The sequence below is a fragment of the Lacrimispora sinapis genome, assembly GCF_043633585.1.
In the GTDB taxonomy this organism is placed as follows: Bacteria; Bacillota; Clostridia; order Lachnospirales; family Lachnospiraceae; genus Lacrimispora; species Lacrimispora sinapis.
The window spans coordinates 1456063-1475017 of sequence record NZ_CP141832.1 but is presented as its reverse complement, the minus strand read 5'-3'; the positions used below and the strand labels follow the sequence as shown (position 1 = coordinate 1475017).

Here is an 18955-nt window from a genome sequence, read left to right as displayed (position 1 = left end):
AACACTATTTTTTTTATCTGGCAAGAAAAAATAATGCACAGCCACCGAATCCAACTGCTTTCACATATGGAATCTCCGGAGGCTGTGCCAGTTTTATATCAACGCTTCGGGGAATTCCTGATCTGCGTCCATTTTTTTAACAGAACCAGCCTTCCCCTTAGGCTCATCCGATTCCTCTTTATAGACCCGGATGGATTGAATGACTTTATTTTCCACCTGAAGAATCTTAAAGCGGTATCCAAGAATTGATACCTCAATCTGTTCCCCTTCCTGAGGAATCCGATTCAGTTTTGAAATCAGAAGTCCGCTTATGGTGTCGTAAGAATCATAATCCTCTTCTTCAAATTCAATGTCCAGGGTCTTTTCCACATCTTCCAGAAGGGTCATACCATTCATGATGTAAGAACCATCTTCGGAAGGTATAATATATTGTTCATCCACGTCGTATTCATCTAAAATATTGCCCACGATTTCTTCCAGAATATCCTCCATGGTCACAATACCGGCTGTCTGACCGTATTCATCCACCACAATCACCATATGGATCTTTCCGGACTGCATCTCCTTGAACAGATCATTGATATTTCTTGTTTCAGGAATGAAGACCGCTTCCCGCAGAAGACCTTCGATCTCCCACAGCTTCCGTCCCGCATTCTTTTTATTTTCTACCGCGATCAGGGCATCTTTCATATGAAGGATTCCAATTACATCATCCACATCTTTTTTATAAACCGGGTAACGCGAATTAAAGCCTTCATTCAGAATAAAATCAACTGCTTCCCGAAGAGTCATATCCCCTTCCAAAGCCACAAGATTTTTTCTATGGGTCATGATATCACCCGCTTCTTTTTCATTCAATTCAAAGATGTTGGTGATCATCTCAGCCTCTCTGGCTTCCAATACCCCCTGTTCATGACCTTCGTTTACCATAGACATGATGTCTTCTTCCGTAACGTTCTCATTATCTGATGTCATTCCGATTCCAAACAGTTTTAAGATGAAAAACGCCACCAGATTGGCCAACCATGCAAGGGGCATGATGGGTATCATAAGAAACGACACCACCGGCAGCAGCCCGTACCCCCATTTCTCAGGATTCTTTGCTGCGCACCGCTTGGGTATTATAATTCCAAAGCTGATCAAAAGCACGATCAGTATCACCGCAACCAGAAAAAGGCTCAACAAAGACAGCCATTGCCCCGGGAAAGCACCCTCCCTGGCCAGTATCTTTTCCAGATTTGCGCCCAATTCCTCCAATACAAAGGCTCCGGTGACCATACCGATCAAATTGGTGGTTATCTGGATGGCATTCACGAATCTGGTAGGTCTGTTCACAATATGTAACAGCTTCCCGGCCTTTTCGCTTCCTTCTTCCATCTCCGTTTCCAATTCGCCAGTATTCACGTTTTGGATTGCTGCTCCAAAACCATAAAATATTGCGTCCAATACGATAAAAGCAATAAAAATAATCACGCGTATAAGCGGATTGCCATCGTCCATTCTAACTATCGACTCCTTTTGTTCATTATCTTCCGTATTTTTCATGCAACTGTTTAAAATATACCATTTTATCAGCATTCCGTCAATAATGAACTATGTATCCAGTTCCAGGCTGACTTTTAATGCACAGTCCACTTCCTGCTGAAGTTCTTCATCAATATGACAGATCTTTTCTTTCAGTCTCTGCTTGTCAATGGTACGAAGCTGTTCCAGAAGAATCACCGAATCTTTGATCATATCACACTTTTTTGTGTCAAGCTCCACATGAGTGGGAAGCTTTGCCTTGTTCATTCTGGAAGTTATGGCTGCACAGATCACGGTTGGACTGTGCTTATTCCCTATATCGTTCTGTATAATAAGAACCGGACGGATACCGCCCTGTTCAGAGCCTACTACCGGTCTAAGATCGGCATAATAAATGTCTCCACGTCTGATTATCACATTCTCACACTCCGTCAATTTATTTAAGTCTAGTATTGACCTTCTTTGACTCGTGTATACACTTAAGTTTTTCCGCCGCATACCTTATGATATGATTTGGACATGGAGTTTGCTATCACACCCTTTGAAACCCTTTATAACAATCATCAAAATAATCTTTGGAACCAACGATCTGACCGTTCTCATAATACACCCTGGGGACCCGTTTTCCGATATCGCAAAGGACCTCGTAATGGAACCCGCCGCAGGTATCAGCGATATCTTCTACCGTGATCTGTTCCTGGCCCTGTGTGCCGATCAAAACAGCTTCATCGTCTTCTTCCACGCCTTTGATTCCGGTCACATCTACCATGAACTGATCCATGCAGACCCTCCCCAGAATTCTGGCACGCCGGCCTCTTATAAGGACCTCTCCTTTTCCAGAAAGATTTCTCGGATACCCGTCTCCGTATCCGACGGGTATGGTTGCCACAACCATCTCTTTTTCTGCAACAAAGGTTCCGCCATAGCTTACCGGGGTGCCGGGACCGATTTTTTTTATGTAAGAGACCACGCTTTTCAGTTCCATGGCAGGCATCAGCTTTACGGCCTCTTTGCCGACCTGGTCGGATGGATAAAGTCCATAGATGGAAATCCCCGCGCGCACCGCATGGAAATTTGCAGCCGGCAGATCCAGAATTCCCGCACTGTTGGAGCAATGAAGAATCGGAATGCGGATTCCTCTTTCCGACAGCAGTTTTACAAATCTGCGGTATTCCTGTATCTGTTTTTCCGTGGATGCCTTATCGGTTTCATCTGCCTTGCTAAAGTGCGTGAACAGTCCCTCCACCTGGATTCCGGGAAGGCTGCAGATTTTAGCCGCCTCCTCTGCTGCCTCTTTTGTGACAGGAAATCCGATCCGGCTCATGCCGGTGTCCAGAGCAAGATGAACGATAGCCTTCTTTCCCGCCTTGCTTGCCGTATCGGAAAGGCGGCAGGCCCTTGTATACTGGAAGATGGACGAGCTGATCCCATACTCCACCAGAAGATCATAGCCATCCGCCGGAACGACTCCCAGCACCAAAATTGGTTTTTTAATGCCATGCTTTCTTAATATTACCCCTTCTTCTGCTGTTGCCACCGCATAGCCCCAGACATAAGGATCAATGGCCCAAGCAACAGGAACTGCCCCATGCCCGTAGCCATCCGCTTTCACAACACCGATCATCTTTGTGCCTTCTGCCAGATTTGCCCTCATTGCTTCCATATTATGTTTCACCGCATCCAAATTCACTGTTTCAAAGACCCTGCCATATAATCTCATCTCTTTGTTCCCTCGTTTGCTCCTGCATTATTGTATATAGTTCTTCTGTCAGCTGACTGGCTAAAAGACTGTAACTTCCGTATTTTTCTCTTACTGCGTCTCCGGCACGGCCATGAAGCCAAACCCCAAGGGCTGCCCCATCCGACTCTTCAAGCCCCAAGGCCATAAGACCGGCGATGATCCCTGTAAGCACATCTCCGGATCCTGCTTTTGCCATGGCACTGTTGCCGCTCGAATTGATGTAGGTTCTCTGATCCTTGCATGCAACGATGGTTACTGCATCCTTTAAGACACAGGTGATCCCAAACCGGTCTGCATATTCCCTGGCTGCTGCGATTAAATTCTTTCTGATGGCTTCAATGGAACTGCCAGTGAGTCTCGCCATCTCGCCAAGATGGGGAGTCACGATAATATTTTCCGTAAAATAACCGGTCAGTTCCGGATTCGCTGCAATCGTGCTCAGACCGTCTGCATCCAGTATGATGGGGACATAGGCATTGGTAAGCACCTCTTCCACCAGATTTTTCACATATGCTTCCCGCCCCAGTCCTGGTCCCAGGACAATCACGCTTGCCCACTCGCACTGGGTTCTCAATAATTCCTGAAAAGCCTCTGTTTTGGCTTCTGCCTCTTTTGGATCATAAGTCACTATGACAGCTTCGGGAAGTCCGGTCTGAAGGATTGTCCGGTTTTCTTCTACGGTAAAAATTTTTACCAGACCGGCTCCTGTCCGGTAAGCGGCAAGAGCACTTAAATAGGCCGCACCGCTCATATTCCGTCCGCCTGCTGCTATAAGAACTTTTCCAAAGCTGCCTTTGTTTGAATAAGCCGGCCGTTTTGGAATCAATTTCTCATCCCCCGGTTCAAAGGTAAAATATCCGGTTCCTGTTTCCAAAAGACTCTTTTGGGGAAAACCAATATCAGCCACAGTTACCTGACCGCAGTATTCTTTTCCGGGATAAAGCATGGACCCCAGTTTTTCATATCCAAAGGTTACGGTTACATCTGCCGGAAAAGCGGTGCCCATGATCTGTCCCGTATCAGAATGGACTCCGGATGGAATATCCACCGCAACGGTAAATACAGGGCGGTATTCCATGAATGTCTCCATAATCTCCCGGTAGGCTCCAAGTATTTCCCGGTTAAGCCCCACTCCAAACAGTGCATCCACAAAAAGCATACAACTGCCCGGACTAAAATCAGGATACTCCACCAGATCAACGCCTACCTTTTCTGCAATATCGAGCTGTTTGACATATTCCAGACTTCCTCTATCCTTGGTTCCGGCAAGAATTGCCTGAACGTGATACCCATTTAAATGAAGCATCCTGGCGGCCGCCACACCATCTGCCCCGTTATTCCCGTTGCCGCAAAGGACCCATATGGGGTCTGTTTTTTGCACATGCTTTTTTACTTCTTCAAAAACCGCCAAAGCAGCCCGTTCCATAAGGACCAGAGATGGAATCCCAATACATTCTATGGTATAGCGGTCCACTTCCTTCATCTGACTTCCTGTAACCAGATACCTCATAATGCTTTCCCCTTTCTATAGAAAAAACAGCCGGCAGCAAAGAGTCTTTCCTCTTCGGCTGCCGGCAGGCATACTCCTTTATTCCTCAGGTTGTCTGTTCTCTTATACTCCGGCCTGCTCCTGGTCCTGCATGCTGCATACCCGGTATGACAGCCGCATCAGGCTCTCCGACAAATGGACATTCTCAACCACCACATCCTCCGGTACTGTCAAATCCGTGTGGGCGAAATTCCAGATAGCCTTGATTCCTGCCTTTACAAGGCGGTCTGCAATCTCCGGTGCCTTGGTCTTAGGAATGGTCAAAGCGGCAATCTGGACATCATTATCTTTCACGAACTGTTCCAGATCATCTACGCTGCGGATCTCTATTCCACGAACTACAAGACCGATCAGACGCGGATTAATATCGAACATTCCCTTGATCAGAAAACCGCGCTTTTCAAAATTTGCATAATTGGCGATTGCCTGCCCAAGGTTTCCGGCACCAATAATAACAAGATTATGCTGCCTGTCAATTCCCAGTATCTTTGCTATCTCTGTATATAAATATTTCACATTATAACCATATCCCTGCTGACCAAATCCTCCAAAATTATTTAAATCCTGTCGAATCTGAGAAGCAGTCACTTTCATGCGGATACTCAAATCATTGGAGGATACCCGCTCCACTCCTTCTTCCAGAAGCTCTCCAAGATACCGGTAATATCTCGGAAGCCTGGCAATCACTGCTTTTGAAATTTCTTTATCTGCCACATCTTCACCTTCTTTTACTTAGAATAAACTAACATTATTATAACTTCACGTCAAAATAATGTCAAACGAGTTTTATCATTGAATCCTTGAAAAAACAAAAGACCTATATTATACTAGTCCTATTGTCTTACACTTATTCAGGAGGAAATGAAAACATGATTCTTTCATGCAGCAACATAAGCAAAGCCTTTGGAAGCAATGAGGTCATCAAACACGCTTCCTTTCATATAGAGGACCATGAAAAAGCGGCGATCGTAGGCATTAACGGTGCAGGAAAATCCACTCTTTTGAAAATCATTATGGGAGAACTGCCTTCTGATGAAGGTGAAGTCATCATTTCAAAGGGAAAAACCTTGGGATATCTGGCACAGCACCAGGATCTCACAGGCGATAAAACCATTTATGAAGAAGTTTTAGAGGTCAAGCGGCCCATTCTTGAAATGGAAGCCAGAATCCGCCAGATGGAACTGGATATGAAACATCTTACCGGCCGGGAACTAAATGATATGCTCACCTCTTACAGCCGGCTCAATCATGAATTTGAACAGCAAAACGGCTATGCTTATCAAAGCGAAATAACCGGAGTCTTAAAAGGACTGGGATTTACGGAGGAAGAATTCCATAAACCTGTTTCTGCTTTGTCCGGGGGACAGAAAACCCGTGTGTCATTGGGACGTCTTCTTCTCACAAAACCGGATATCATCCTATTGGATGAGCCCACCAATCATCTGGATATGGAATCCATTGCCTGGCTGGAAACCTATTTGATCAATTACGACGGCAGCGTCATCATCGTGGCGCATGACCGTTACTTTTTGGACCGGGTCGTCACGAAAGTCATTGAGCTTGACAATGGAATCATGAATGTTTATCAGGGAAACTATACGGATTACAGCAGCAAGCGGGCCATGATCCGGGAAGCCCAGATGAAGGCTTATTTAAACCAGCAGCAGGAAATCAAGCACCAGGAAGAAGTAATTGCCAAATTAAAATCCTTTAACCGGGAAAAATCCATCCGCCGGGCGGAAAGCCGGGAAAAGATGCTGGATAAAATAGAACTGCTGGACAAGCCGACGGAAATCAATGATGAGATGCGGATTCGTTTGGAACCCAATATCATCAGCGGCAACGATGTTCTCACCGTACGGGGACTGAAAAAATCCTTTGACCAGAATCTTCTTTTTGACCAGGTGAACTTTGAGATAAAACGGGGAGAACGGGTAGCGGTCATCGGCGGCAACGGGACCGGAAAAACGACCATCCTTAAAATGATCAATGGGATTCTTTCTTCGGATGCAGGGGAAATCATTTTAGGCTCCAAGGTACATATCGGTTATTATGACCAGGAGCATCAGGTACTGCACATGGAAAAGACTCTTTTTGATGAATTGCAGGACACCTATCCTTCCATGAACAATACCCAGATCCGCAATATTCTGGCGGCTTTTCTCTTTACCGGAGACGATGTGTATAAACGGGTGAAGGATTTAAGCGGCGGCGAGCGGGGAAGAGTTTCTCTTGCAAAGCTTATGCTTTCGGAAGCCAATTTTCTCATTTTGGATGAGCCGACCAACCATCTGGACATTACCTCCAAGGAGATTTTAGAGGATGCCCTGGTAAACTATACGGGAACCGTACTCTATGTATCCCATGACCGTTATTTCATCAATAAAACTGCCACCAGAATCCTTGACTTAACTAATAAGACTCTGGTCAATTATATCGGTAATTATGATTATTATCTGGAAAAGAAGGAGTTAATGACCAGTCTTTATACCGATGGCCCCTCCGCAGATTCCGCTCCTCAAGCAGAAGTCTCAGAGACAAAGCTTGACTGGAAGGCCCAAAAGGAAGAACAGGCCCGGATTCGGAAACGGCAGAATGCACTCAAGAAAACGGAGGATGAGATTCACCGTCTGGAAACAAGGGATGGTGAGATTGATGCGCTGCTTGCACAGGAAGAAGTCTTTACCGATGTTCCCCGGCTGATGGAGCTGAACCAGGAAAAGGAATCCATTGGCAAACAATTGGAAGAACTCTATGAACAGTGGGAGGAATTGGCAGAATAGGAAAGCGGCCTGGATCTCTCCAGAACCGCTTACTCTTTTTTTACCTGTCCATATAAAATATTGTTTAATATCTCCGTCACTTCAGGAGCTTCTTTCTGCATTTCAGATCTGGTCGACGGAGACCCTGCATAAGCCCCTACCAGCTTTCCAAAATAAAAGACCAGATCATCTTCAAAATAGTCTGGTATATACACAAATTCATCTACAGAATCCCGGTTCATAACCAAATCTATGGCGGCCGTACTGTTACGGTCATAACATCCGGAGGCATAACCGATATATTCACCAAATGCTTCTGTCAAATCCGACGGATTGCAGATTTTGATCTTTTTATAATTGGTATCCAGCTTATGGCACACGTAATAAACGCCGCTTCCTGTGACAGGTGCAGAAAAATACTTTTTATTCGGATAATAAAGGACCTGCCAGCCCTGATCCACAAATTTCTTCACCCAATACCTGGGAATGTTTTTGGAGGCTTCTGTAAATGCCTCCTTAACTTCCGGCGTAATCGTATAGGAATCTTTCTTTCCTTGAATGGCTATATCCCTATCCCTGTTTCTTATGCCGTTTTCATCCATATAGGCAAGTCCCACATACTGGTTCGCTGCCATCTGGCCGTTATCAAAAAAATAATATCTCTTTCCGGATATATTTTTATAACCGGAGGATACCATCTCCCCTTTGTTGGAAAACCAGTACCAGCTTCCGTCCTTTTCCTGATACCAGCCCTTTTGTGCAAAACCGTCTTCCGTGTAATAATGCCACTTTTCCTCCTCCTCATGATACAGCCAGCCAACCTCCAGCTCCCCGCTCTCAGAAAAACAATACTCTATTCCGCCTATCTTTTTCCAATCCGTAGCCATGTAACCATCGTTATCAAAGTAGTACCAAAAACCATTTATTTTCTGCCAGGTATTCCTTTTGTAAGTTCCCCGGTCATTGATATACTTCCATCCGTTATAATCCTTTTGCCACTCCCATTTGGGCTCTAATGCCTGTAAATCCCCCTCCTGCAGCAGAGTGCTTGTTTCCTGTGCGGCTGAAGCCATGGAACTGCCCAGACATAGAGCAATACATATGGACGCCATAAACCATCTTTTTTTCAAGGATTCTTACACTCCTTTCAAGCCGTACTTCATATTTATTAAAATTTTACTATACTTTATTGGAAATGTACAGGTTACAAGTTATAAGAATTTATAAAGAATCTCTAAGGTTTTCTTTTACAATTTCACGCTTTTAGGATATAATAAGAAAAATAATTGGTTTCAGAAAGCGAGGTATCTCTTATGAAATGGAAGCGCCCACTGGCCATGATTGGAATTATTTTTATTTTATCCATGTACATCATTGCCATCGTATCTGCTTTTTCCCGTCATCCAGACTCCAAAAACTGGCTGATGGCTGCTATTTTTTCCACCGTTATCGTTCCGTGCATCATCTATGCCAGCCAACTGGTGTACCGGGTATTAAAGCCTGATACCGGAAAAAATCAGACAGAAAAGAAAGACCCGAAAAAATAAAAAACGGAGAACAGGATAAGCCGATGCTTTTTCCATGTTCTCCGTTTATTTAATTATCATTATTTGCGGTAAATGATTTCGTCTCTTCCTGGTCCATTGGATACCATTGTAATTGGTGTCTCAAGTTCCTGCTCGATGAATTCGATATACTTTCTGCAGTTCTCCGGAAGATCCTCGTATTTCTTGATGCCCCGGATCTCGCATTTCCAGCCTGGAAGTGTGGTATAAACCGGTTTTGCCTGATTAAGCTTTGCCGTGGTGGGAAAATCCTTTGTTACCTTACCGTCGATCTCATATCCGATACAAACCGGAAGCTCATCAAGATATCCAAGAACATCAAGTACGGTCAAAGCCACCTCTGTGGCACCCTGAATACGGCAGCCATATCTGGAAGCAACCGCATCAAACCATCCCATACGTCTCGGACGTCCTGTGGTGGCACCGAACTCTCCGCCGTCACCGCCTCTGCGTCTTAATTCATCTGCTTCCTCACCGAAAATCTCGCTGACAAATGCACCTGCACCAACTGCACTGGAATAGGCTTTTACAACCGTTGTAATGTTTTTGATCTCATAAGGCGGAATACCTGCACCAATGGCCCCGTAAGCCGCCAGAGTTGACGAAGAGGTCACCATAGGGTAGATGCCGTGATCCGTATCCTTTAAAGATCCTAACTGGCCTTCCAGAAGAATGTTTTTCCCTTCCTTAATAGCATCATGAAGATATTTGGATACATCGCATACGAACGGTTCTACCATCTCCCGGTATTCATGAAGGGTCTTTAATAATTCTTCCGGATTGATGACAGGCTTATGATAAAGATGCTCTAATAAAACATTTTTTGTCTCGCAAACACGGAAAACCTTTTCTTTTAAGGCTTCCTCATCAAAAAGCTCACTTACCTGAAAACCGATCTTTGCATATTTATCTGAATAAAATGGAGCAATCCCGGATTTTGTGGAACCAAAGGACTGTTTGCCCAGACGCTCTTCCTCATACTGATCAAACAAAATGTGATACGGCATCAAAATCTGTGCACGGTCAGAAACCAGAATCTGAGGTTTTGGAACGCCTTTGCTTACAAGATCTCCGACTTCCTTTACAAGGAACGGGATGTTTAATGCCACGCCATTGCCGATAATACTTGTCGTATGATTGTAGAATACACCTGACGGCAGAAGGTGAAGTGCAAACTTTCCGTAATTGTTGATGATTGTATGTCCGGCATTACTTCCGCCCTGATAACGAATGATGATATCAGATTCCTTTGCCAGCATATCCGTGATCTTGCCTTTTCCTTCGTCGCCCCAATTGGCGCCTACGATTGCTCTTACCATTTGATTGTTCCTCCTTCGAGTGAATAATACCTTTTACTACTCTATGATAGCGCAAAGTATTCCATAAGTAAAATCAATATTATTTATATTCCTCATAATTTTAGCTTATATCATTTGTCATTAGCTGCAGCAAACGCTTTCCAGCCGGTGAAACAGGGGTTTTGCCGTCTGTGATAATGGAAAAGTGGCGCTTGGGCATTTCCTCCTCAAATTTCAGTTCCAGTAAATTTCCTTTTTCCAGTTCCACCCTGGCAAATCCCGACATGACACAGCCGACCCCAAGATTGCGTATGGCAAACTGTACGATCATGTCACTGGTGGAGAGTTCAAATTCCGGCTCCACCTCCACGCCCCGCTCTGCCAGATACTGATCCATAAAGGTTCTGGTACTGGTGTTTTTTTCCAGAAAAATGCATGGAAGCTCCTTTAACACATCATAACTCAGTTTTTTGCCTTCCAAATAACGGAATTTATCACCGGCAACAAATACATTCTCCACCTCTTTCACCGGTGTGCTGAGCACTTCGGCCTTTGCTTCAAAAGGAGTACTGACCACTCCGAAGTCGATCTTTCCCTCATATAAAAAACGGAGGGTCTCCGGTGTCGGTCCGTTGGAAACCATAACTTTAATCCCCGGATAAAGCTCATGGAATTGTTCCAGGTAGGGCAGCAAATAAAACTGCAGAGTCATATCACTGGCTCCGATCCGCACCTCGCCCGTATCCAGGTCCTTCATTCGCTTAAGCATATTTTCTCCGTGCCAGATACTATCTAAACCGGATTTTACATATTCATAGAGAAACTCGCCTTCCCGGGTCAGACGGACTCCTTTTGAGGTTCTCAAAAAAAGCTGGCTGTCTGAGGATTGTTCCAGCTGCCTCACGGCCTGGCTCACCGCTGGCTGGGAGATGCATAACCGTTCCGCTGCCAGAGTGATGCTGCCCAGCTGAGCCACATAATAAAACACCTTATAGTATTCCAAATTGATGCTCATGAATTCCTCCTGATAAAAACAAAACGCAGGCAGACCAAATTTCTTTAGTCCGCCCGCATTATAACTATACGTTAATCTCTGCTGTCAGTCCAAGGATCTCTTTGTTTTCCTCAAGCAGAGGGTTAATTACTTCCTCCAGATAATTGGTAACCTGAACAGGAGCACAGCCAACATACCTTCCTGGTTCCATGCTCTTTTTTAAATCATCAAGTGTCAGATTAAAGGTCGGATCTGCTGCAATCAACTCCAAAAGATTGTTGTCAAGGCCGCGTTCCTTCACATTCCGTCCGGCTTCCATGGATAATTCCCTGATTTTTTCATGAAGCTCCTGACGGTCTCCGCCAGCCTTTACTGCATCCATCATAATATTTTCTGTGGCCATAAACGGAAGCTCTGCCATCATATGCTTTTCGATGACTTTTGGATAAACCACCAGTCCGTCTACAACATTTAAATAGAGGTCCAAGATACCGTCAATTGCAAGAAATCCTTCGGGAACGCTTAATCGTTTATTCGCAGAATCATCAAGCGTCCGTTCAAACCACTGGGTGGAAGAAACCAGCATAGGATTCATGACATCTGCCATCACATAATTGGAAAGAGAGGCTATCCGCTCACTTCTCATGGGATTACGCTTGTATGCCATGGCAGAAGAACCGATCTGACTCTTTTCAAATGGTTCCTCCACTTCCTTTAAGTGCTGCAGCAGGCGGATGTCGTTGGAAAATTTATGCGCACTCTGTGCAATGCCTGCCAAAACATTTACCACGCGGCTGTCCACCTTCCTGGAATAAGTCTGGCCGGAAACCGGATAGCATCCTGTAAATCCCATCTTATCCGCAATCAGAGTGTCTACCTTTCTTACCTTATCCATATCCCCGTCAAAGAGTTCCAAAAAGCTGGCCTGAGTGCCGGTGGTCCCTTTAGAACCCAGAAGGCGGATAGATCCAAGCAGATAATCCAGATCCTCCAAATCCATAGTCAGATCGTGGATCCAGAGCGTGGCACGCTTTCCTACGGTGGTAGGCTGGGCCGGCTGGAAATGGGTGAAAGCAAGGGTGGGAAGGTCCTTATAAGCATCGGCAAATCGAGCCAGCTCTCCGATCACATTGATCAATTTATTTCTTACAAGCTTTAAAGCTTCTGTCATAATAATGATATCCGTATTATCCCCAACGTAACAGGAAGTTGCACCCAAATGAATGATGCCTTTGGCCTTTGGACACTGAACACCGTATGCATATACGTGGGACATAACATCATGGCGGACCTCTTTTTCCCTCTGTCTGGCCACATCGTAATTAATGTCATCCTGGTGCGCCTTTAACTCTTCTATCTGTTCTTCCGTAATGGGAAGACCCAGTTCTTTCTCTGCTTCCGCAAGTGCAATCCAAAGTTTTCTCCAGGTTTTAAATTTCTTATCCGGTGAAAAAATGTACTGCATCTCTTTGCTGGCATATCGCTCAGACAACGGGCTTTGGTATCGATCTGTCATGTTTCCTATATTCCTCCTTGGGGTCATGTTAGTTTTATGTTATCATATTTTCTATTGTTTGAAAAGGGGAAGAAAAAACCGCCTGACGGGCCTCTTTCCAGCCAGTCAGGCAGTCCTCCCACCCAATACGGATCGTTTTATCTGCTGTATTCTCCGCGGATATCCTCTTTTGGCGGTTCAATGGGATAATTGCCGCTAAAGCAAGCCGTACAGATCGGCAGACCAGCCGCCATCTCCGGTAACCGGTCTATATTTAAGTAAGACAGGGAATCCGCTCCCAACAAGTCCCGGATCTCTTCTACGCTTCGGTTATGGGCGATCAGCTGGTCCTCATCCGGTATATCCGTTCCAAAATAGCAGGGATGGAGAAACGGCGGCGCACTGATGCGGACATGGACCTCTTTGGCTCCCGATTCCCGAAGCATATTGACGATCAACGCACTGGTGGTCCCCCGGACAATGGAATCATCAATCATAATCACACGCTTTCCTACAACCGCTTCTTTTAAAACATTTAGTTTAATTCTCACAGCGGATTCCCGGTTGCTCTGCTTCGGCTTTATAAAAGTTCTTCCAACATAAGAATTCTTAATAAAAGCCGTTCCATAAGGGATTCCGGACTGCAGGGAATAGCCGAGTGCCGCCGCATTGCCGGATTCCGGAACACCTACAACCAGGTCTGCCTCTACCGGAGAATCTATAGCAAGTGCACGTCCCGCACAGAGTCTTGCATGATACACGCTGACTCCGTCAAAAACACTGTCCGGTCTAGCAAAATAAATATATTCAAACACACATCTGGCTTCCTTTGACTTGTCTGTCTGGCAAAGTCTTGTATCGGAAACAATCCCATTCTTTGTAATGGTCACAATCTCTCCCGGTAAGACATCCCGGACAAATTCAGCTCCAATGGTATCAAGCGCACAGCTTTCCGATACAATGATGTAAGCATTATCCCTTTTCCCGATGCACAAAGGTTTAAACCCATAAGGGTCTCTTGCTCCAATCAGCTTCCTCGGGCTCATAACGACCAGAGAATAAGCACCTACAATCTTTTTCATGGCATTGGCTACTGCTGACTCAACGGACGAAGTCTTTACCCGTTCCCTGGCGATGTGGTAGGCAATCACTTCTGAATCAATGGTCGTCTGAAAAATAGCCCCGTCATATTCCAATTCTCTTCTAAGCTCCGGCGCATTCACCAAATTGCCGTTATGGGCCATTGCCAGAGTACCCTTTACATAGTTCAGGACAAGAGGCTGTGCATTCTCCCGTGTACTGCTTCCGGCCGTGGAATAACGAACATGACCTACTCCGATATTCCCATGAAGGCCTTCTAAAATCTCCGGAGTAAAAACTTCGTTACATAACCCCATCCCCTTATAGGCACTCACTTTTCCCTTGGGCCCTTCCGTATCACTGACGGCAATCCCGCAGCTTTCCTGGCCTCTGTGCTGTAAAGCAAATAATCCGTAATAAATGGTAGATGCAACGTCAGCACCATCAAAATCATACATACCGAAGACGCCGCATTCCTCATGTAACTCTTCCTCTATGTTGAAGTTTAATTCGTTACTCATCTAATGTTTTTTCCCTCTCTGTGCGGTTTACTGAATCCCAAGACGGCGGAACACTTCCTCATATGCGCCTTCTGCATCTCCCAAATCTCTGCGGAAACGGTCCTTATCCAGTTTTTCGTGGGTATCCTTGTCCCAAAGCCTGCATGTGTCCGGAGAGATCTCATCGGCAAGTATCACCTCTCCATGGTAACGGCCGAATTCAAGTTTAAAATCAATGAGGTCAATATTCAAACCGTCAAAATATTCCTGCAATACTTCATTCACTTTAAATGCATACTTTGTAATGGCATCAATCTCTTCCTGAGTGGCAAGATTTAATGCAAGTGCATAATAGTCATTGATGAACGGATCTCCCAGATCATCATTTTTATAGCTGAATTCAAGCGTCGGACAGGAGAACTTCACGCCTTCTTCCATTCCCATCTTTTTGGCAAAGCTTCCGGCGGAGAAATTCCTGATAATCACTTCAAGAGGAACAATCTCCACTTTTTTTACCGCAGTCTCACGGTCGCTTAATTCTTCCACCAGATGTGTCGGAACACCTTTGGCTTCTAACTTTTTGAAGATAAAATTGGTCATTCGGTTGTTAATCGCACCTTTTCCAACAATGGTACCTTTTTTCAGGCCATTGAACGCTGTAGCATCATCTTTATATGAAACAATCAATACGTCGGGATCTTCCGTCATATAAACTTTTTTTGCTTTTCCTTCATACAGCATTTCTTTTTTCTCCATGGCAGCCACCTGTCCTTTTCTGAATTAATTTATTAGTTTTTCAAATAAAACTATGGTGTTTCAGTAGAAATTATAATACACTGAAAATAGGAATGCAACTGATTTTCTTATTATAAATACTAATGACCACTATGCGTTTCTGTTTCTCAATCAGTTTTTTGAAAGACTGCCCGCTCTACTTTCTGCCATAGCTTCACTTTTCCGTCTTTCCAATCCAGGGAAAAACCATGTTCCTTTGTTTCCCCGGCATCAACAGAATAAGGATAACCTTTTTCCGTCTTTAATTCCATCTCTCTGCTGACAGCAAAGAGGGATCGGGTCTCAGAAAGAATGGCCTGTCCACAGCCAGGAATCAAAAACGCTGCTTCCAGACCGGCAAGCAAAAAAAGCACAGCCACAATGCGAGGACTTCTGCTGTTCATCTTTTTTACCGTCCACTGGAACTGTCTCCATGGTTTTCTTTTGTTATTATAGCGTTGCATTCTTAATAAATCAAATTTTTCTGTCACGAAACGGCGGCCCCCTGACATAAGGATAGGGTAAATGGGTCTGAAATCAAACTACAGATTCTTGATAGGTTAAAAGGAATTGATGTATGTTACAGGAAGATATGTTACAATCTATTATAACTTATAATAAAAAAAGCTTCAAGCATAAAATTTTGCCTGAAGCTTTTTCCTCATATTTCACCTTATCTTGCTGCTGTTGTGCTTTCTGTCGTTGGCTGGCCATTGCTTTCGCCTGTGATTTTGTCAACACCTTTTTCAACATCATTTACAACTCCGTTGATGACACCTGTACTTTCTGTTGTTGCTTCACCGTCATTTGTGGTTTTATTTGCTGAAGTAGTTTCTGCTTTTGTGGTGGCTGCAGTTGTCTGGGTAGTAGCTGCGGAAGTTGCTGCAGAGGTTCCTCCGTTTTTGTTGGTTGTTCCGCAGGCGGTAAGAGACATCACTGCCATAATTACAAGAAGGGTTAATACTAATGGTTTTATTCTTTTCATAATACATTCTCCTTTCATTTTCTACAATTAGTATGTGTAAAGGTCAAATGAATTATGGTGGAAAATTTTGGAAAATTTAGGATTCAATCACATCCTGCATCGTATATAATCCGGGTTTTTTACCTGCCAGGAATTTTGCAGCAGATATTGCACCCTGGGCAAAAATGGCCTTAGAATATGCCGTATGATTGAAAGTGACTACTTCATCTTTTCCTGCAAAAATCACATCATGCTCGCCGACGATGGTTCCTCCGCGAACTGCCTGGATGCCAATTTCTTTTTTATCCCTTGCGTTTCTCACCTGGCTTCTGTCATAGACATAGTGATATTCCTGGTCCATGGCTTCATTGATGGAATCAGCCAAAGCCAAGGCAGTCCCGCTGGGAGCATCTATTTTTTTATTATGGTGCTTCTCAACGATTTCTATATCAAATCCTGCCACAGCAAGCACCTGTGCCGCATCTTTTACAAGCTTCATAAGCAGATTCACACCCAAAGACATGTTGGCCGAACGAAGTACCGCAACATGATTGGAGGTCTCTTCCAGCTTTCTGATCTGATCATCGGAAAGCCCTGTGGTACATACCACAACGGGGATCTTCTTTTCCATGCTGTAATCAAGAAGCGCATCCACCGCTTTTACCGAAGCGAAATCCACGATTACATCTGCCGCAACCTCACATTCTTTTAAAGATGGAAATACTGGATAGGGATTTGCTTTCGTATCATGAGGATCAATTCCTGCTACGATCGTAATGTTTTTTTCTTCTGCCGCCATTGAGGTAATCACCTGTCCCATCGCCCCGTTGCAGCCGTGCATTATCATCTTAATCATGTTTTCCTCCATAGGTATCGCTTTCACGCATTATAAAATTCCATACGCTTTCATGGCATTTTTCAACCGTTCCTGGTTCTTTGGTTCCATCTCCGTCAGCGGCAGACGCAGAGGTCCTGCATTCTTTCCCATAAGATTCAAAGCAGCCTTGACCGGAATTGGATTCACTTCACAAAACAGGGCATTGATCAGCGGGATCGCATCAAGCTGTAATTTGGCACTTCGCTTTACATCGCCGTCAAAATATGCCTGGCAGATCTCGTGGGTCTGGGAAGGCGCGATATTTGAAAGTACGGAGATTACGCCTTTTCCGCCCAAAGAGAGAATCGGCACGATCTGATTATCATTGCCGGAATAAACATCGGCTTTTCCGTCTGTAAGATACATCAAATCCGCAATGGAACAGAAATTGCCGCTGGCTTCCTTTACTCCTAAAATATTGGAAACATTCAAACATAAGTCTGCGATGGTTTCTGCTGAAATATCCACTCCGGTTCTGGAAGGTACATTGTATAAAAGAATGGGGAGTTTTACCGCATCGGCAACCGCTTTAAAATGCGCTTTCAGTCCATTCTGAGTCGCTTTGTTGTAGTATGGAGACACCAAAAGCAGTCCGTCCGCTCCGCAGTGCTGCGCCTCTTTGGATAAATAAATTGCGGTATCTGTGCAGTTGGAGCCGGTACCGGCAATGACCGGTATCCGTTTTTTTGTCACCTGGCAAACGTATTTGATTACCTCCAAATGTTCTTCATGAGTCATAGTAGACGCTTCTCCGGTGGTTCCGCAGGCTATGATAGAATCCGTTCCTCCTGCAATCTGTTCCTCTACCAGTTCCTCCAGTTTCTCGTAGTTTACTTCTCCGTTTTCTTTCAATGGTGTGATAAGCGCTACACCAGCGCCTTCAAAAATTGCCATGATCTCATCCTCCTGATCCATTCTCATCATACATAGTAAACTTTCATCCGTCATCGCGGAAGTCAGGGAACCGCTGTCTGTACACGAAAAAACAGAGCTGACAACAGGGTCAGCTCTTAAAGTCCAGAATTTGGTAATCTCATCTTTCTTTAAGTAGCTCCCCATCCCACCAGGATGACAGTCATATGGCTCTTAACCATATGCCCAGAACAAATGCGTTCAGGCCGCACCGTTCTTCGGCGTCTCTTCCTTCCCTCTGCCCTCACCTGTACCTGATACATCGGACAGAGTACTCATAAGCAACGCAACCTCTACTCTATTATGTATGTTTCCATACTATCATTATTATTTTGTATTGTCAACTTTAACATGGTTGATTTCCAGAATACTGTCTACATAAGGCTCCACTTCTTTGGAGAACACCTTTCCGGTCATTATGATATCCATCTCATCATCCTTGGTCTGAAGCAGCTTAACCAGCTCCTCTGCCTCAATAATCTTTTGATCCAGTATTCCTAATATTTCATCCAGGATCAGCAAATCGCATTCCCCTGTCGATACGACCTTCCGGGCGAAATTCAAACCATTGCGGATATTCATCCGCTCTTCATCCTGTTCTTCTTTTGTGAGGTTTTCAAAAAAACCGTCACATTTTTCAAAGCGGAATATCTTCATCTCCGGTTCCAGGCGTTTGATAATATCTGAAGATCCACGCCCTGTACATCCTTTTAAGAACTGGATGACAATCACATTCCTGTTCTTCATCAGAGCTTCGATTCCCATACCGAATGCAGCTGCGGTCTTTCCTTTTCCTTCGCCGCATATAACTTGTATCGTACCTCTATTCATCCTTCAGCACCTCATAACAGCTAAAATGCAAAAACTTACATATTACGTTAGAACCTGCTTATCGTATCACAAAATTAACTATTTTGCAA

At 44.5% G+C, this 18955-nt stretch carries 18 protein-coding genes and 1 riboswitch; of the genes, 2 read left to right on the top strand and 16 right to left on the bottom strand.

Features of this window, described 5'->3' with window-relative positions:
* Positions 1 to 93 precede the first annotated feature (93 nt).
* The 5 genes from VIG27_RS06715 to VIG27_RS06695 all read right to left on the bottom strand — a co-directional run bounded on the left by VIG27_RS06715 (position 94) and on the right by VIG27_RS06695 (position 5528).
* Positions 94 to 1500 carry a hemolysin family protein gene (locus VIG27_RS06715; protein WP_394526396.1) on the bottom strand — a complete coding sequence of 469 codons (1407 nt, stop codon included), beginning with the start codon at positions 1498 to 1500 and terminating at the stop codon, positions 94 to 96.
* A 93-nt stretch (positions 1501 to 1593) separates the two neighbouring features.
* Entirely contained in the window at positions 1594 to 1941 is a 348-nt protein-coding gene (locus VIG27_RS06710) for a type II toxin-antitoxin system PemK/MazF family toxin (RefSeq protein WP_077611211.1), read from the bottom strand.
* A gap of 115 nt (positions 1942 to 2056) precedes the next feature.
* Complete coding sequence (gene alr / locus VIG27_RS06705) at positions 2057 to 3244, bottom strand: alanine racemase (RefSeq protein WP_394526393.1); 1188 nt, start codon at positions 3242 to 3244, stop codon at positions 2057 to 2059.
* Positions 3219 to 4775, bottom strand: a complete 1557-nt coding sequence (locus tag VIG27_RS06700; protein WP_394526390.1) for an NAD(P)H-hydrate dehydratase — start codon at positions 4773 to 4775, stop codon at positions 3219 to 3221. Before VIG27_RS06700 ends, alr begins: the two co-directional genes overlap by 26 nt.
* Positions 4776 to 4877: 102 nt before the next feature.
* A complete protein-coding gene (locus VIG27_RS06695) occupies positions 4878 to 5528 on the bottom strand; it encodes a redox-sensing transcriptional repressor Rex (protein WP_394526388.1) in 651 nt (216 codons plus the stop codon).
* Between the two features lie 155 nt (positions 5529 to 5683).
* Here VIG27_RS06695 and VIG27_RS06690 point away from each other — a divergent pair, with 155 nt between their 5' ends.
* Entirely contained in the window at positions 5684 to 7597 is a 1914-nt protein-coding gene (locus tag VIG27_RS06690; protein WP_394526384.1) for an ABC-F family ATP-binding cassette domain-containing protein, read from the top strand.
* A gap of 29 nt (positions 7598 to 7626) precedes the next feature.
* On the opposite strand, the gene VIG27_RS06685 is transcribed toward VIG27_RS06690, so the two are convergent.
* A complete protein-coding gene (locus tag VIG27_RS06685; RefSeq protein WP_394526382.1) occupies positions 7627 to 8706 on the bottom strand; it encodes an N-acetylmuramoyl-L-alanine amidase family protein in 1080 nt (359 codons plus the stop codon).
* A 183-nt stretch (positions 8707 to 8889) separates the two neighbouring features.
* Here VIG27_RS06685 and VIG27_RS06680 point away from each other — a divergent pair, with 183 nt between their 5' ends.
* Positions 8890 to 9123, top strand: a complete 234-nt coding sequence (locus tag VIG27_RS06680) for a hypothetical protein (protein ID WP_394526380.1) — start codon at positions 8890 to 8892, stop codon at positions 9121 to 9123.
* A gap of 59 nt (positions 9124 to 9182) precedes the next feature.
* Here VIG27_RS06680 and VIG27_RS06675 read toward each other — a convergent pair whose 3' ends face one another.
* From VIG27_RS06675 to VIG27_RS06630, 10 genes are all read right to left on the bottom strand, one after another.
* Complete coding sequence (locus tag VIG27_RS06675) at positions 9183 to 10460, bottom strand: adenylosuccinate synthase (RefSeq protein ID WP_394526378.1); 1278 nt, start codon at positions 10458 to 10460, stop codon at positions 9183 to 9185.
* A 100-nt stretch (positions 10461 to 10560) separates the two neighbouring features.
* Complete coding sequence (locus VIG27_RS06670; RefSeq protein WP_394526375.1) at positions 10561 to 11454, bottom strand: LysR family transcriptional regulator; 894 nt, start codon at positions 11452 to 11454, stop codon at positions 10561 to 10563.
* A 64-nt stretch (positions 11455 to 11518) separates the two neighbouring features.
* Positions 11519 to 12949, bottom strand: coding sequence for an adenylosuccinate lyase (purB, locus tag VIG27_RS06665; protein ID WP_394526373.1), 1431 nt, complete (start codon positions 12947 to 12949; stop codon positions 11519 to 11521).
* Between the two features lie 137 nt (positions 12950 to 13086).
* Entirely contained in the window at positions 13087 to 14529 is a 1443-nt protein-coding gene (gene purF / locus VIG27_RS06660) for an amidophosphoribosyltransferase (protein ID WP_394526370.1), read from the bottom strand.
* A gap of 27 nt (positions 14530 to 14556) precedes the next feature.
* Positions 14557 to 15264: a phosphoribosylaminoimidazolesuccinocarboxamide synthase gene (gene purC, locus VIG27_RS06655; RefSeq protein ID WP_394526368.1), complete on the bottom strand. Its 708-nt coding sequence runs from the start codon at positions 15262 to 15264 to the stop codon at positions 14557 to 14559.
* Between the two features lie 146 nt (positions 15265 to 15410).
* The gene (locus tag VIG27_RS06650) at positions 15411 to 15773 is read right to left on the bottom strand and encodes a hypothetical protein (RefSeq protein ID WP_394526366.1); all 363 of its coding nucleotides are present in this window, start codon (positions 15771 to 15773) and stop codon (positions 15411 to 15413) included.
* A 182-nt stretch (positions 15774 to 15955) separates the two neighbouring features.
* Positions 15956 to 16267: a hypothetical protein gene (locus tag VIG27_RS06645; protein ID WP_394526364.1), complete on the bottom strand. Its 312-nt coding sequence runs from the start codon at positions 16265 to 16267 to the stop codon at positions 15956 to 15958.
* A 76-nt stretch (positions 16268 to 16343) separates the two neighbouring features.
* Positions 16344 to 17102 (bottom strand): 4-hydroxy-tetrahydrodipicolinate reductase, encoded by a 759-nt coding sequence (gene dapB / locus VIG27_RS06640; protein WP_394526362.1) that lies wholly within the window; start codon positions 17100 to 17102, stop codon positions 16344 to 16346.
* A 30-nt stretch (positions 17103 to 17132) separates the two neighbouring features.
* Complete coding sequence (gene dapA, locus VIG27_RS06635) at positions 17133 to 18017, bottom strand: 4-hydroxy-tetrahydrodipicolinate synthase (protein WP_394526359.1); 885 nt, start codon at positions 18015 to 18017, stop codon at positions 17133 to 17135.
* A 146-nt stretch (positions 18018 to 18163) separates the two neighbouring features.
* Positions 18164 to 18339, bottom strand: a riboswitch (Lysine riboswitch).
* 23 nt (positions 18340 to 18362) lie between these two features.
* On the bottom strand, positions 18363 to 18866 hold the full coding sequence (locus tag VIG27_RS06630; RefSeq protein WP_394526357.1) for a cob(I)yrinic acid a,c-diamide adenosyltransferase: 504 nt from the start codon (positions 18864 to 18866) through the stop codon (positions 18363 to 18365).
* Positions 18867 to 18955: the final 89 nt, after the last annotated feature.

What these genes read in the sequence shown, in the direction of transcription:
- VIG27_RS06715 (WP_394526396.1), bottom strand. Translation starts at nt 1,500, where the DNA reads ATGGACGATGGCAATCCGCTTATACGCGTGATTATTTTTATTGCTTTT.
- alr (WP_394526393.1), bottom strand. Translation starts at nt 3,244, where the DNA reads ATGAGATTATATGGCAGGGTCTTTGAAACAGTGAATTTGGATGCGGTG.
- VIG27_RS06700 (WP_394526390.1), bottom strand. Translation starts at nt 4,775, where the DNA reads ATGAGGTATCTGGTTACAGGAAGTCAGATGAAGGAAGTGGACCGCTAT.
- VIG27_RS06690 (WP_394526384.1), top strand. Translation starts at nt 5,684, where the DNA reads ATGATTCTTTCATGCAGCAACATAAGCAAAGCCTTTGGAAGCAATGAG.
- VIG27_RS06680 (WP_394526380.1), top strand. Translation starts at nt 8,890, where the DNA reads ATGAAATGGAAGCGCCCACTGGCCATGATTGGAATTATTTTTATTTTA.
- VIG27_RS06675 (WP_394526378.1), bottom strand. Translation starts at nt 10,460, where the DNA reads ATGGTAAGAGCAATCGTAGGCGCCAATTGGGGCGACGAAGGAAAAGGC.
- VIG27_RS06670 (WP_394526375.1), bottom strand. Translation starts at nt 11,454, where the DNA reads ATGAGCATCAATTTGGAATACTATAAGGTGTTTTATTATGTGGCTCAG.
- purB (WP_394526373.1), bottom strand. Translation starts at nt 12,949, where the DNA reads ATGACAGATCGATACCAAAGCCCGTTGTCTGAGCGATATGCCAGCAAA.
- purF (WP_394526370.1), bottom strand. Translation starts at nt 14,529, where the DNA reads ATGAGTAACGAATTAAACTTCAACATAGAGGAAGAGTTACATGAGGAA.
- purC (WP_394526368.1), bottom strand. Translation starts at nt 15,264, where the DNA reads ATGGAGAAAAAAGAAATGCTGTATGAAGGAAAAGCAAAAAAAGTTTAT.
- VIG27_RS06645 (WP_394526364.1), bottom strand. Translation starts at nt 16,267, where the DNA reads ATGAAAAGAATAAAACCATTAGTATTAACCCTTCTTGTAATTATGGCA.
- dapB (WP_394526362.1), bottom strand. Translation starts at nt 17,102, where the DNA reads ATGATTAAGATGATAATGCACGGCTGCAACGGGGCGATGGGACAGGTG.
- dapA (WP_394526359.1), bottom strand. Translation starts at nt 18,017, where the DNA reads ATGGCAATTTTTGAAGGCGCTGGTGTAGCGCTTATCACACCATTGAAA.
- VIG27_RS06630 (WP_394526357.1), bottom strand. Translation starts at nt 18,866, where the DNA reads ATGAATAGAGGTACGATACAAGTTATATGCGGCGAAGGAAAAGGAAAG.